10 protein-coding genes and 1 tRNA gene are annotated in these 15,086 nt (G+C 51.2%); 7 read left to right on the forward strand and 4 right to left on the reverse strand.

Translation table 11 applies throughout. The features are described from left to right. The first annotated feature begins 115 nt into the window (after nucleotides 1–115). The 5 genes from NSS67_RS09170 to NSS67_RS09190 all read left to right on the forward strand — a co-directional run bounded on the left by NSS67_RS09170 (nucleotide 116) and on the right by NSS67_RS09190 (nucleotide 8,815). Nucleotides 116–868, forward strand: a complete 753-nt coding sequence (locus NSS67_RS09170) for an SGNH/GDSL hydrolase family protein (protein ID WP_339319251.1) — start codon at nucleotides 116–118, stop codon at nucleotides 866–868. Nucleotides 869–918: 50 nt separating this feature from the next. Continuing rightward, nucleotides 919–1,269, forward strand: a complete 351-nt coding sequence (locus NSS67_RS09175) for a hypothetical protein (protein ID WP_339319252.1) — start codon at nucleotides 919–921, stop codon at nucleotides 1,267–1,269. Between the two features lie 190 nt (nucleotides 1,270–1,459). After that, entirely contained in the window at nucleotides 1,460–2,140 is a 681-nt protein-coding gene (locus tag NSS67_RS09180) for a hypothetical protein (RefSeq protein ID WP_339319253.1), read from the forward strand. Continuing rightward, entirely contained in the window at nucleotides 2,133–6,389 is a 4,257-nt protein-coding gene (locus tag NSS67_RS09185; RefSeq protein WP_339319254.1) for a glycoside hydrolase family 2 TIM barrel-domain containing protein, read from the forward strand. Before NSS67_RS09180 ends, NSS67_RS09185 begins: the two co-directional genes overlap by 8 nt. A gap of 32 nt (nucleotides 6,390–6,421) precedes the next feature. Continuing rightward, on the forward strand, nucleotides 6,422–8,815 hold the full coding sequence (locus NSS67_RS09190) for a glycosyl hydrolase family 65 protein (protein WP_339319255.1): 2,394 nt from the start codon (nucleotides 6,422–6,424) through the stop codon (nucleotides 8,813–8,815). Nucleotides 8,816–9,020: 205 nt separating this feature from the next. Here the strand turns inward: NSS67_RS09190 and NSS67_RS09195 are convergent, their stop codons facing one another. Further along, nucleotides 9,021–9,833: an AraC family transcriptional regulator gene (locus NSS67_RS09195; RefSeq protein ID WP_339319256.1), complete on the reverse strand. Its 813-nt coding sequence runs from the start codon at nucleotides 9,831–9,833 to the stop codon at nucleotides 9,021–9,023. Between the two features lie 102 nt (nucleotides 9,834–9,935). After that, nucleotides 9,936–11,075 (reverse strand): glycoside hydrolase family 88 protein, encoded by a 1,140-nt coding sequence (locus tag NSS67_RS09200; protein WP_339319257.1) that lies wholly within the window; start codon nucleotides 11,073–11,075, stop codon nucleotides 9,936–9,938. Nucleotides 11,076–11,153: 78 nt separating this feature from the next. Here NSS67_RS09200 and NSS67_RS09205 point away from each other — a divergent pair. Then, nucleotides 11,154–11,227: transfer RNA gene (locus NSS67_RS09205), tRNA-Lys, on the forward strand. A gap of 55 nt (nucleotides 11,228–11,282) precedes the next feature. Here the strand turns inward: NSS67_RS09205 and NSS67_RS09210 are convergent. After that, on the reverse strand, nucleotides 11,283–12,203 hold the full coding sequence (locus tag NSS67_RS09210) for an aldo/keto reductase (RefSeq protein WP_339319258.1): 921 nt from the start codon (nucleotides 12,201–12,203) through the stop codon (nucleotides 11,283–11,285). A gap of 209 nt (nucleotides 12,204–12,412) precedes the next feature. Between NSS67_RS09210 and NSS67_RS09215 the strand changes: the two genes are divergently transcribed. Then, nucleotides 12,413–13,378: an acetylxylan esterase gene (locus NSS67_RS09215; protein WP_339319259.1), complete on the forward strand. Its 966-nt coding sequence runs from the start codon at nucleotides 12,413–12,415 to the stop codon at nucleotides 13,376–13,378. 66 nt (nucleotides 13,379–13,444) lie between these two features. On the opposite strand, the gene fabV is transcribed toward NSS67_RS09215, so the two are convergent. Next, entirely contained in the window at nucleotides 13,445–14,635 is a 1,191-nt protein-coding gene (gene fabV / locus NSS67_RS09220) for an enoyl-ACP reductase FabV (RefSeq protein WP_339319260.1), read from the reverse strand. Between the last annotated feature and the right edge of the window lie 451 nt (nucleotides 14,636–15,086).

Raw genomic sequence — 15,086 nt, forward strand, 5'->3', positions numbered from 1 at the left:
AAAAAGGTCGAAATCGTCAAGGCAGAAAGGGGCAGTTGGCGCTACCATTAGAATGCAGGTCATCGGCTGGTTTTGGCTAAGTCGGAGATCTGCGCGATGGTCAGGAGGGGAAAGCATGCTGTATTTAAGTACTGATTCGATTATTGATACAGTAACAAAAGATTCCGCGAATCTCGTAATTTTGTTCCTCGGGGACAGCATTACGGCTGACGGTATATATATCCGCTTAGCCCGGGAGTGGCTACAGGTGTGCCGTCCGGATTTGACGGTAGAACTGATCCCTGGCGGTGTTCCCAGCGAGACGGCTTCGGGACTTAGCGAAGCCGCACATCCTTTTCCACGGCCCTGTGTACATGATCGGCTGTCAAGAGAGCTTAAGGCAGCCTCTCCTGGTGTGGTCGTAGCCTGCTACGGGATGAATGACGGGATTTATTATCCCTTTTCGGAAGAACGTTTTGCAGCCTATCAGGCGGGGATGCTGCGGCTGAGCACACAAATTCGTGAAGCAGGGGCCAAAGCCGTGCTGATGACACCGCCGCCGTTCGACGCCCCGTCAATGAATGGTCTGCTGCAGCCGGCAGAAGCGGATGATTTCAGCTATTTGGCGCCCTACAGAGATTACGACCATGTGCTGGATCGTTATGCGGATTGGCTGCTAAGCGGGGGCTGTCCCGCTGATGGCGTTATCGATCTGCGCACACCGCTGCTGGAGCATATCCGGCATGAGAGGTCGCTTAATGCCTCGTATAGATATGGTGACGGTATCCATCCGGATGCATCAGGACATAGGGTTATAGCACGGATACTTCTGCGGGATTTGTTCCACGCAGAGCCGGATACACTGCCAGGTGCAGAGGAATCGCGGTAGTCGTCTCACGGAAACGCGGATTGACAAGCAAAATAAGGCGGGATTATTTTATGCTTATTGTTGCTATTCTGGCGATCGCTTCTCTAGTTGTGAACTCGAGCGCCCGCGGCAAGGTCCTTAGCCTGCAGAAGCTGCAGCTGATTCTACTGGACCTTGACGGAGAGGATGGGGATTCCCTTGGTTCTATCAATGATAATGTGCTGATTTTGACGGTGAAGCCGGGATGGATGTCAGATATCTTGAAAGCGCTTAATCATATGTCGGAGCGGGAAAATGATGTTCTCTTCATCACGGACAGGGATTGCGGCTTTATGCTCTCACAGACGGCTTCGTCAAGACATAACATCAGCGGCTTCTCCTATAAGATGTTCGATGACATCCTCTTCTTGGTTATGTCTTAAATGTTGTTGGGCGCTCTTCCTGCGAGGGAGAGCGCTTTTTAGATAACCTGTGAGGAGAAGTCTGAGAAATATCCCATTAATGTTCTTGCAGACAATGTCGCCATTATGCTAAACAAGGTCAGCATCGTCAAGGCGGTAAAGGTTTGCATGCAGTAACATGGGAGTGAATAACACAATAGGGAGGTGCGGAATGAAGCGCTGTTTGTATAGAGCTGAAGAACTGGAAGGTGAGAAGGCCGCTGCTCTCTTCCGGAGCCTAGAGGTCTCTGATTCGCTTATCGACGTCATGGAGCATCTCCGAGTGGTCCATTTAAGCCTATTTGCCTGCGGCAGCCAGCTATTTCTGTATTATGAATGTCTCGGAACGCCGGTTTTACCGGAAGTTTTACTGCCCGAGGTCTCGGAGCAGCTTGCCGTGTGGCCTGGAGGGGAAAAGGGGCGCCACTGGGTGCCGATGATAGATATTTTTCATTACCAAGAGCCTGTCTCCGCGCAGCATTGGGAGCGCCGGAGCAAGGAAGGCAAGCCTTACGGACGGCTTGCGCGGCTGAAGCCAGAAGAGGCTGCCAGTTATATTTATTACCACTTTCAATACCAAGAGGAACGGCCGGGGGACGGCGATAAATACGGCATGATCGGTCTGCATGAGAATATGCTGTTTTTTTATGCGGAGCAGCCGGCTACCCGTGAGCCTGTTCCTTATGAAGGAAAACTGAAGACCCGGCTACGGCCGGACAACTGGGCTGAAGTGATGGAGCCACATTTTATCAAATGGGAGGGAGCTTCTGCGGGCCAAGAGCTGTGGCGGGAGCTGGAGATCGTGCTCGAAGCACGCGTCTACGCCGGAAAGTGGGGAACAAGAGATGCGTAATCTACTATGTCTAAACGGGGAATGGAATTTCATGCCCCTGTATGATCAGCCGCAATGCCGAAGGCTGCCTGAAACAATCAGCTATGAGGAACGCAAACTGCAGGTACCCTCCAGCTGGAGGCGGACCTACCCGCTTGCGGACGGCAAATCATTCGGCAGCATCCCGGAATATGAGTATGCCCCGTTTGACCTGTACGGCTATCCTGAGGTGTGGGATGCCGCTGAAGCGGGTGTGCTGCACCGGAGCTTCCGCGTTCCGGAGCGTATGGCAGGGCAGCGGATCGTGCTGCGGCTGGACGGTATTATGCAGAAGGCCGTTATCTATGTCGACCAGCAGGAGGTTGGCGTTTGGGAAGACGGATATCTGCCGCTGAGACTCGACATTACTTCATGGGTAGAGCAGGGCCGGGAGCATCAGCTACATATTGTCTGCAGCAGCTTCGACACCGTCGTACTTCCAAACGGTATGTCCAAAATAACCGGTCTTATGGGCTCCTGGTATGGAAGAATCAGCCGGGGAATCTGGCAAGATGTGTATCTGGAAGGTATTCCTGCGCTGTCGCTTGAGGATGTAACGATCCGAACTTCCGTCAGGGAAGGACGGATCGAGGTGAACGCTGTGGCTGCCGGAACAGGAACAGCTGGGGCCAGAGGTCCGCTTACGGTAAGGCTGGGCATCTGGGAGAAAGGCGTGCTGCGGCAGTTTGCGGGAGGGCCGGATGCGGGAGCGGCAGAAGAGCCAGAAGAGCCAGAAGAGCCAGAAGAGCCAGAAGAGATGGAAGAGATGAGAGCCCCGGCTGTGACCAGTGCCGGCATAAAAGGGGCGGAAGTGGAGTCGGTGACAGCCTCTTTGGCTTCAGGCGGTGAGGAAAGCTACGGGGGGGCAGCCGAATCCGGGCCGGTTCTGTCTGCGGAGTGCATAGCCGGACCTGTTGATGCCGTCGTTGCGGAGAAACTTAGGCTGTGTGAGAACGAACGTGGCGGCGAAGTATACAGCGCCTCCTTCCATCTGGATTGGAGCGGCACCAGGCTGTGGAGCCCGGATGAACCGTTTTTGTATAATGCTGTGCTGGAACTGCTCGAAGACGGGGAAGTCATCGACCGGTATGACCAAGTATTCGGTTTCCGAGAATTCTGGTGCGAAGGTCCGCAGTTTATGCTGAATGGTATTCCGGTCAATCTGAGAGGCGACTCCTGGCATTTTCAAGGGGGACTTCAGATGACGGAAGCTTACATCCGCAACTGGTACCGCATCTGTCGCACCGCCGGTATTAACAGCATCCGGCTGCATGCCGAGCCTTATCCGTCCGATTATGTCCGTATCGCCGATGAAGAAGGCATGCTGATTGTCGATGAGACGGCGATTTACGGCTCGGGTAAATCGATGCTGGCGGACCATCCCGCTTATGTGGAGAACTGTCGGCGGCATGTGCGGCGACTGGTGCAGCGCGATAAAAACCATCCATCGGTCATTCTCTGGAGCCTACAGAATGAAATGCGCTGGGTCGACGGACGCGATGGCTTCAAACAGCATATGCCCGGCCTGATGGCGGAGATCCGCGAACTTGATCCTACCCGACTGGTGATCGCCGAGGGGGACAACCGGCTGCAGCCAAAGGACCACACCGAAGTAGAAAGCCGGCATTACAACATCGACGGTACAATCAGCCAGTGGGACCGGACGGTTCCGCTGACTTTCGGGGAACACGGCGGGTGGTGGTATATTTGTCCGCAGAACAGCAGCATGTACAACGGTCTTCAGGCTTACCGGGGGACGGATGAGAGCACAGCAGGGTTGGCGCAGAAGGAGCGGTTGTTTGTAGAATACGCCAGGCGGCAGGGAGTATCGGGTATCTCCACCTTCAACTTCGCCCACTACTTCATGCGGGCAATGCCCGAGCAGGACATTATTCTGCCGTCTTCTGAACTGGCATCGCCCGGAGTGAAGCCAAAGGTTATTCCGGCCTATTCGCTGTCGATTCATAACGGCCTGCTGCCGGAGGAATATCCGCTGTATATCCCTAATCCAGCTTTTGCCATTATGGCTGAGGCGTTTAAGCCGGCTACAATCATTGCCGCTGAGTACAACAGCTGCTTCTATGACGACAAGCCGGTCACTCGTAGCTTCGACATCTACAACGACACGCTATCCGGGCAGGAAGTCAGAGTAGAATTCGTAATCTCGCAGGGGAACAAGCTTGTCCATGAGCAAAGCTTCAGCTTTCGTCAAACTCCAGCGGAGCATAAGATTCTTAAGCTGAATTGGATGCCTGCCTCTGCCGCTGATGGAGAACAGGCGGTGCTGACAGCACTGCTGTTCCACGGCGGGCGGCAGGTACACAAGCTGCGCCTGGAGTACAGGCTCATGTCCGCAAGCATGTTGAACCAGCCTGTGAATGTCCGGCGGAAAACGGCCTATTGGGGATCGGATCGCGATTTTGAGCATATCCGCAGGCTTGTTCCAGGCTGTGAACGGGTGGATCGTTCACAGCTGGCTGAGCTGGCAGCTGATTATTTGTTCATTGTCGGCAGCCATGTGGAGGATGGTGATGGCACACTAGAGGCGCTGCTGAAGGCATTTGCCGCGCATGGCGGCCGGCTGCTGCTGCTTGAGCAGAACCAGCTATCGCCGGGCAAGCTGTCGCTCTCGCGACGGCCTTTCCTCCGTGCCCATGCGGGCAGCTACCAACATCCGGTGCTGGAGGGGCTGAGTGACACGGATCTGATGTTCTGGCATGAGGAGCTGCGCGAAGAGGGGCCGGAGCCAATCATTCATGCTGCCTTCGAGAAGCCGGTGACGGGCGACTTCACCCTGCTGCTGGAATGCAGCACAGGCGATTTCGGAGACGGCGGCGATCTGTGGTCTCCGCTGCTGGAATACCGCAGCGGAAAGGGCCTGTTCCTGGCCAATCAGCTGGAGCTGATGGCCAATCTGGAGCAGGTTCCGCAGGCATGCCTGCTGCTGCGGAACCTGCTGGCCTACGCCGGCGGCGGGGACACCGCCGGGGCTAAGGCCCTGCCCGCGGCAGCGCTGGTGCGCCGCGGCGGGCAGGCCGCAGCGTTCCTTGAACAGCTGCGGCTGCGGTACACGGCGCTGGATACGCCAGCGCCGGCCGTTGATGGCGCACCGGACGGAGCGGCGCGCGGAGACCTGCAGGACTTCGGCCTGATCGTGGCCGAAGCCTGCATGCTGGAAGCGCCGGGAGCCGCAGGCGCGCTCCGGCGTTATGCCGAAGCCGGCGGCCAGGTGCTGCTCCTGCCGGCGGAGGCAAGTCAGCAGGCTGCGCTTGCGCGTCTGCTGGACCGCCCCGTGCGCGTGGCGCCGCACGAGGCCTATCACTTGGCGGCGGACTATGTCCACGCCGCCGTGCAGGGGTTCAGCCCGGTCGACCTGTTCGGCTTCGACAAGGTGTTTCTGTCGCCGCGGGATGTACTCAACCGGGTGCTGGCTGCGGACAGCCTGGAGATACCGGATGCCACGGTTCTCTGCACGAGCGTTGAAGGTACGGCCTGGAAGGATTATTTCGTCCATGGCTACACGGCGGAATACAGCCGCCTCGCACTGGTGGAGCTGAACCGCAGAAACGCGCGTCCATCCGGAAACTTTCTGGCTGAAGTCAAGCTGGGAACAGGCTCCGTGCTCTGCTCCCAGCTGCTGACGAACTCCGGAAGTGAGAAGGCGCTCCGCCTGTATACCCGTTTGCTCGCTAATTTAGGTGCGTCATATGCTGACGGCTTGCTGGACAGTGTGAAGGGGGATGAGGAGTGGGCCGTGGAAACCATGATGGCACTGCCTTGTCCGCCCCATGTTAATTATGGGGAGATGAAGGCGTACTACACCGATCCGGCGTTTTCTTTGAATAATCTGGGCGAAGGCCTTTACGGCTGGATGCAGAAGAAAGAGCGGCGTTCTGGCAACGGTACATTGCTTATAGCGAATGCGGGAAAAAATCCGTGGTTTCTGAGCTGCTTTGTGCATACGCCGGAGGAGTGGGGGGGAGACGGACAGCTACACCGAGGGAAGCTGCGTATCAACACAACCGCGTCTTATGAGATTTATTTAAACGGTGCTCTGGTGACAGAGCCGGAGCGGGAGCTTACGCTGCAGAACGGACTCAACCGGCTGATTGCGATAGTTCGGGGAAGCAGCGGCGACTTAAATATCGGTCTGACCTTTCTGAATCCTGACGGCACTTATATGAAGGGCCTAGAATACAGGCTGACACTAGACGAGGTCGAGCCGAAATAAACCTGATAACCTTGTGAAGGAGCTGGAACCAAGTGAAAGCTGATCCCCATAAACATACCAATCCCAAGGATTATTATATGTTCAAGGACGACGAGAAGGAGGTAGAATTCAAACGGCCGGATATGCCTACGCCGTGGATGAACTACCTGTCGAACGGTACCTTCCACACGATGCTGTCGCATGCGGGCGGCGGTGTAGCCTTTTACAAGTCGCCCCAGATCTGGCGCATTACGCGCTACCGTTTCTTCCATTTGCCGATGGACCGTTCAGGCCCTTATATCTATATACAAAATGCGGAAACAGGCCGCTACTGGTGCCCGACTAGCGAACCCGCCTCAGATAAACCAGAGGCGTGGAAGAGTTCCCACGGCATGGGGTATACCCGGTTTGAGGCAAGTCAGGGCAACATAGCGGCCCAAACGGTGTATTTTGTCGGGCCTTATGAAAATTCACTGATCTGGAATCTGACCTTAACCAATCATGGCAGTGCTCCGCAAGAGCTCAAGGTCTATGCCTACGCCGAATTTGGCATGATGGAATTTATGCGTGAGCTGCAGTGGCAGTGCTACAACAAACATCAGGTCTCGGTGCAGTACCATGAAGCCGAGGCGCTGGTGTACCGGTACGGAGTCGAGAACCAACCCAAACCGGAGGAGACACCACTCGTCTATCTGGCTGCGGATATGCCGCTTGCCGGCTATGACGGTGACCGCGAGGAATTCATTGGCTCTTACCGCAGCGAATCCAATCCGGCGGCAATTGAAAACGGAGGCTGCACCAGATCGACCCTGATGGGCGGCGACCCATGCGGTGCGCTGCAGTTCAACCTGACGCTGCAGCCGGGGGAAAGTCGCACGATAAATGTCTTTCTCGGTACTGCAGCGGATGAGCAGGAGATAGTGCGGGCGATCACCCACTCCCGGGAAGCGGGATTCGTAGAAGCCTCCTTTCAGGCGCTGAAAGAAAACTGGGTGAATTACCTGGGTGCGTGGGAGAGCAGTCTGCCGGATAAGGATGCTGAGCGGATGATTAACATCTGGAATCCGTACCAGGCGCATCGTAACTTTTTGTTTTCGCGCAACATTTCCTTTTATGCCACGGGCACGTTCAGAGGTGTCGGTTACCGGGATACCGCGCAGGATATTTTGGCGGTCATCCCCTTTGACTCGGAGCTTGCCTTTGATAAGCTGAAGCTGTTGCTAGGCCAGCAGTACAGGGACGGGCATGTGAATCACTACTTCTTTCCGAACGAAGGCTGGGACCCGGTAACGAGCATCCATTCCGATGATCATTTGTGGACTGCGCTGGCAGCATGGGATCTTCTGGCGGAAACCGGAGATGCCACTTTTCTGAAGACAAGGGTGCCTTACTATGACGGTGGTGAGGGAACGGTGTATGCGCATTTGAAGGCGGCGATTGATTTTACCGCGTCGAAGCTGGGACAAAACGGCTTCCCGTTGATGCTTCGCTCGGACTGGAACGATCAGCTGTTCCGCGTATGCCGTGAGGGGCGAGGAGAGAGCATTTGGACGTCGATGCAGCTGGGAACAGTGCTGCTGCGGATGACCGATCTTGCGGTATTCGCCGGCCATCCGGAGGATGCCGCACAGTATGAAGCCATGTACGAGACGCAGCGTAAGCTGGTCAACAGCATCGGCTGGGACGGGAGTTGGTTCCGGAGGGCCATTATGGATGATGGTCGGTTCCTCGGCAGCGATGAACACGATGAGGCCAAAATCTGGCTCAACGCCCAGACCTGGGCCACAATGTCCGGCATGGCGGACCAAGATAAGGGTTTGAAAGCAATGGACAGCGTCCGCGAAATGCTGGACACGGAGCTCGGCATCAAAAAAATTCATCCTTCCATTACCACCTTTCCCGATCCTGCTGATCCTTTGACCAATTACAACAAGGGAACGGGAGAGAACGGTGCGGTATTCTGTCATGCCAACACCTGGGCAATTATAGCTGAATGCATGCTTGGTCGGGGAGATTTAGCCTATAAATACTATCGTCAGCTGCTGCCGAATGTAGCTATGGACAAGGCGGGCTTATGGCGTTACAAAGCAGAGCCTTACGTCTATGCCTCCAACCTGTTCGGGCCAGAGTCTGACAGGTTCGGCCTCGCCAATGTTTCCTGGCTAACAGGCACGGCTGCATGGATGTATGTCGCCGCCACCCAATATATTATAGGTGTGAAGCCCGTGCTGGAAGGCTTGTCCGTCGATCCCTGTATTCCCGCAAATTGGGAAGGGTTTACGGTAAAACGGCGCTTCAGAGGCTGTGTCTATGACATCACTGTTACGAATGTCAGCAAGGTCTGCAAAGGCGTCAAAGTAATCACCGTTGATGGAGAACAGGTGGCAGGTAACGTCCTTCCCCCTTATCCTGGACGTTCATCGGTCAAGGTTGAAGTTATTCTGTAGAGAAGTACGCCGCTCGAATTTTACTAGCAGGTGACGCATTCGACCATTGGCTGCTGATCCTGCCGTTTCAATCTGTGCGTTGTTTCACGCTACCCTCAAAACTAATCCAGTGGACTCCATTCGTCATTTGAATATACTTAAATCACCCTTTCGTAAAATGGCTGCCAGTACTCCATTTTATGAAAGGGTGATTTTTGAACTGATTTCAGCGGATACTCCTTCTGTATTTCTCCGGTGAAATTCCTTTATTATTTTTGAACATCTGACTGAAATACGATGGGGAAAGATTGCCCACTTCTGCCGCAATCTCTTTAACGGACTTAGCGGTATTGGCGAGCAGTATACAAGCTTCTCTTACACGCCGCTGCATCAAGTATTCGGACAGCGTGATGCCTGCAAATTGCTTGAACAAATGCGAAATATGATAAGGTGACAGATGCATCGCGGCAGCAAGCGCTTCGAGGCTGAAGGGCTCTTTGTAATGCTCATCAAGCCATTCGATGATTCGCTCTGCATGTGATCCTCCGCGTGAATGTAGCGGGCTAACTTCGGTCAAGACACCGGATATGTATTTTTGAAGTTGCCGGATCAGCTGAAGCATCAGAAATCCGATATTTTCTTCTGTGCCAGCTGCAGCGTTATTTATGGAATGATCTAATTCCTCTAGCAAATCAGGAATCAGGGTGTCCTGCAAATCATAGAAAACCGGCTTCTGCAGGCTGCCTTTCCACATCCTGCGGAAAAACTTCTCCAGGAAAGGAAAAACGGAGAGATAATGCTCCAGAAGACTGGGGTCAAAAGTCAGATTTGTCCGGATATATGAACGGTTGGGTGTAGGAGGAACCATCACACGGTGCAGCTGATAGGGCTGAAACCAGACCAGCGTATGATCCCGGATAGGGTAGGTCTGATTTTCTACCATAATTTCTCCACTGCCGGTGTAAATATACAGCATTTCAATTCCCCGGTGCGCGTGGAACCAATGGGATTCCTCATTTTCATATTTATAATTAAACATAAATAAACTAGGTTCAAATTTTTGGGGTGAATGATCGTTCCTGTCCATGGAACACTCCCTTAATAACCGTTATTATTTATAGTATAGGTCATTCATTTCATATCAGCCACCGGCGCGCTCATACCAATATCCCGGAACGCCTTGCTGCAGACGCAGCAGTGCTTCCAGAAAGAAATAGTCACCCCAGATCATGAAATCATCGGGAGACGAATTTCCTCTGACAGAATAGGAGCCATGACGCAGAAAGCCCTCTTCAGATGGACTGCCTGCGGTAAAGTAGCGGTTCAACAGGGAATCCATAGATTTGTCCACGGCTTCACCAAACAAGGCCCGCTGCGGGTCATCCACCGGCAAATGTTCCAGCAGCTCTAGGAGGCCGCACACAAAGATGGCGGAAGCCGAACTGTCGCGGGGCGTGGAATCCTCCTGTGGCAAATCGAAATCCCAATACGCAACATGGTCAGCGGGAAGATGCTTCAGAAAATATCGGGCCATTCTTTTGGAGGTATCCAGATATTGTGGCTCTTTAAAATAGCGGTAGGCTAAGGCAAAGCCATAGACGCCCCAAGCCTGTCCCCGTGTCCAGGTTGAGCCGTCTTGATAGCCCTGTGCGGTTCCTCCGCGGATGGCATTGCCCGTCTGCTGGTCGAAATAAAAAGTATGATAGGAGGAATTATCTCCCCTCACCAGGAACCGGCGGCTCTTCTCGGCATGGATTTTCGCGTATTCCGCATAGCTGCGGTCTCCGGTCTGCTCCGCTGCCCAATAGAGCAGCGGAAGATTCATCAGGCAGTCAATAATAATCCGGGCTCCGTTATCATGATCGCCTTCCGGTCCCCAGGCTTGAAACAGCTGCGGGACAGAGCGCCAGCGTTTCATTAGAATGTCGGTTGCCTGCAACGCCAGCAGACGCGATTCTTCATCCTTATCGATGATCCAGCGGGCCTTGGCGGACAGCGAATACAGAAATCCGATATCATGGTGATCGAGCTCCTGTTCCACTTCCATGCGCTTCTTGAAAGAATCAACCGTTTGGATGGCTGCGGCGTGAATCTCCGGGTCTTTGCTGTATTCGTAGCTCAGCCACAAAATACCTGACCAGAATCCTTCCGTCCAGCCGGTATGGTCAGTCAAATGATATTTGCCGTCACCCAGGCTTACAATTGGAAAAGAGTCACCAAAGCGCTTAATGTTAAGGCGGGTGGTGGAGAGCGTATGTTCAATCGCCGATTTCCAGTTCATAATAACCTCCAAAGTATCGCTAAATTGTTATTATGTTCATTATATGCCTAGTGCTGTATTGATTTGTTGTGCAAATTGTTAGCTGAATTGCTGTTCACTAGAGCAGTTGACCCTTAATCAATTTATCCAGGGTTCGAATCCCTGAGAGTCCATCCAAAAAGAAAAACCACGAGGTACGTGGTTAGCGTACTTCGTGGCTTTTGACGTTTATGGAAGGACATTACCGGCAGCACGGTAGATTTCATACCATTCTGGTCTAGTGAGTGTAATTTCGGAAGCTTTGGCAATATCACGCAAGCGCTGTGTATTAGTAGTACCAACGACAGGCTGCATATTTGCCGGATGTCTTAGAATCCAAGCGATGGCAATGGCTGTATTGGTTACGTCTTTTTCAGCTGCTAAGCGGTTAATGACCTCGTTCAATTCAGGGAACTTATCGTTGTCCAAGAATACGCCTTCAAAGAACCCATATTGGAAAGGCGACCAAGGCTGAATGGTCATGTCATGCAGGCGACTGTACTCCAGGATCCCACCATCATGGACAACTGAACCCGCGTTAGTCATATTCACATTGAACCCTGCATCAATCATGCCAGTGACCATAATGCTTAATTGCAGCTGGTTAAACAGCAGCGGTTGTTTTACATATTTTTTGAGCAGCTCGATTTGCAGCGGGTTCTGGTTGCTGACACCAAAGTGTTTCACCATTCCCTTGCTCTCTAGAATGTCAAAAGCTTCAGCGACCTCTTCTGGTTCGAACAGCGTGTCCGGACGGTGAAGCAGGAGCACATCGAGATAATCGGTCTTCAAGCGTTTGAGGCTGCCTTCCACAGATTGTAGGATATGCTCTTTGGAGAAATCAAAATAGCCATTACGGATTCCGCATTTAGTTTGAATCATCATTTTATCGCGCATACCGGGATTATTTTCTAGTACCCCAGCAAATACCTCTTCAGCCTTGCCGGCTGCATAGATATCAGCATGATCAAAGAAGTCTATTCCGAGCTCTAGCGCACTATGTACATGTGTATCAGCCTCTTTTGCAGATAAATCCGCAATCCGCATACAGCCAAGCGAAATTTGGGACACATCGAGTACACCATTCGCCACACTAATTTTCTTAACCATGAGTGACTCACTCCTTCAAATGTTAGTAGAACCTGCAGTATTCTATCAAACCATAACATAAAGAGGGGGAAAGTTAAAACGTCTGAGTTATACCTGTACAAAAAGAAACACAACTAGGCATGTATAGATGGAAGAGTCATACAATATGGTCATGCCGTAACTATAAATAGAAGATTCAGATTATATATCACAATATGAGGAGAGTATAAATGTACATTGAACATATCACTAAAGAACTATATCAATACTATCCACCATTGACGAAAAAGAATGATTTCGATGAATTTTGGGCAGAAACGTTACAGCAGGCGAATCAAGTTCCATTGCAAGCCGAGCGTACACGGATTGACTATCCTAGTAAGCATGTTAATGTCTATGACATTGCCTATTCCGGTATGGATAAGACTCGTATTCGTGGATGGCTTGTGGTCCCAACATTTGTACAGAAAGATACCTTTCCATGTCTAATTCATTATCATGGTTTTAATGGAAGTCGAGGCGAGCCGTCAGGGTTAATGCACTGGGCTATGATGGGCATGGCAGTTCTATCCGTCGATTGTCGGGATCAAGGCGGTTCAACTGGCAATAATACGATGTATACTCATGGTTTTGTTTCGAATGTAACAAGTAAAGGTGTACATAACAAAATGGAATATTACTATCGTTATGTTTATATGGATTGTCTTAAAGCGATTGATTTTGCCTGCGCTCAAGCTGATATAGACTCGGATAAGATTGTTATTGAAGGCGCAAGCCAAGGTGGTGGACTAGGCATGGCGATTGCAGCGCTAGACAACCGTCCAAGGCTTGCCATGGTTGATGTACCAAGCAATAGTAACCTGGTCGCTCGGATCGAAGGAAATCATGGAGCTTTTGGCGCAATTGCTGAATATTTGAAGCAGCATCCAGAGCAAACGGATCTGATAATGGATAATTTAAGCTACTTTGATACTATGAATCTGGCAACGCGCATTACGTGTCCTATTTTAGCTTCAGTAGCGCTGAAGGATGAGACTTGTCCCGCCCTTATGTACTTTGCTACATACAATCGAATTCAGAGCGAGAAAGAAATTGTCATCTATCCATTTAATGGACATGAAGGTGGAGGCATGAAGCAGACGGAGGTTAAGCTTCGTTATCTGCAGCAATTATTCCCTAAGTGGTTTGAAGTGTAAAAACAAAAAAATCCACCCCACAATAAGATGGGGTGGATTTTTTGTTCTGGTCTTGTGCGTTAAAGACTAGTACATATTAGGAATGTCGACATTCGGATCAATATCAGCTTCGTAGTCTACACCATCTGTTCTAAAGCCAAATAGATTGAAGAAGTCTTGGCGGTAGCCTTCAAGATCAGCTAGGTCGGCAGCATTCTCAGTTGTCAGTTCATCCCAACGTTTCATAACCTCAGTCTGAACATCTTCGCGCATTTCCCAGTCGTCAATACGAATCAGGCAGCTTCCGTCGGCAGTAGCATCACCATCAGTGTAAAGATGCTCAGAGAACAAACGGTACATTTGTTCAATACAGTTCTCATGCAGCTCCTTTTCCTTCATCACTTCATAAAGTGCTGAGATATAAAGGGGCACTACAGGAATAGCGGAGCTGGATTGGGTTACAAGCGCTTTGTTCACGGATACAAAGGCACGTCCGCCTTTTGATGCGAGCAGGTCATTCATTTGGATCGCTGTCTGTTCCAAATCATGCTTGGCTTGGCCAATCGTTCCATCGCGATAGATTGGATGGGTGATCTCTGGTCCAATGTAGGAGTATGCAACTGTAGTAGCTCCATCTGCAAGCACGCCAGCCTCTTGAAGCTGATCGATCCACATTCTCCAGTCCTCGCCGCCCATAACAGCGATTGTCTGACGTACTTCCTCTTCTGTAGCAGGCTCAATAGTAGTCATGGATACTTCACCTGTATGGAAGTTCAAGGTTTTATTCGAATAAGCTGTTCCAACCGGCTTAATTACGGAGGAGAAGGTTTCTCCTGTTACCGGATGGGTGCGACGAGGTGAAGCCACGCTATAGATAATTAAATCCACTGTGCCATATTCAGCTTTGATGAGTTCAATGGTCTTAGCTTTGATAGCATCAGAGAACGCATCTCCCACAATACTGTGTGATTTGAGTCCGAGTGCAGCTGCTTGCTTCTCAAATGCAGCGGAGTTATACCAACCAGCAGAAGCTGTACGTTGCCCTTCAGCTGCTTTGTCGAAGAAAACTCCGATGGTGTTCGCACCAGCGCCAAAAGCGGCTGAAATTCTAGAAGCTAGTCCGTATCCGGTGGAAGCACCGATGACAAGTACATTAGCGGGTCCCTCAATTTTCTTTTGTGCTTTTACATATTCAATTTGTTGTTCTATTTGTTTGGCGCATCCCTCTGGATGTGCTGTTGTACATATAAATCCGCGTGTTTTAGGTTGAATAATCATCAAGGAATTCCCCTTTTTAAAAAATTAAAGTCCAATGTTATTTCAGAGAAAGTATAGCAAACAATATTTACTAATACAAAGAATTTAGGATATTCGGTAAGAATCGCTACTCAGTATTTTTGGTCTTTGCTAGTATATTACCGAGTTTTACACGTCTATTGAGGTTTTCGGACCCAGATGACGTTATTTGCGAATTTTTGGTCTTTTGAGCAGTGTTTCGGACTCCAGCGACCCTATTCCGTAGAAAGAGGGCCATATTAGGTGTATTTCATGCCAATAGCGGCTATGGGGTCCGATAGGATGCAAAATGTGCAATAATGCTGCGTTTAAGGTCGGCTGAGTCCGATAGCGGCTGCGAAGTGGGAAGTTAGTTAAAGGTTAGTTAAAGAATCGAATCAATTGAAAGAAAGTCTTCAAACAAATCAAACGAATCCAACGGATGGTAAAGCGA

Source organism: Paenibacillus sp. FSL R10-2734 (genome assembly GCF_037963865.1).
Classification (GTDB): domain Bacteria; phylum Bacillota; class Bacilli; order Paenibacillales; family Paenibacillaceae; genus Paenibacillus_AQ.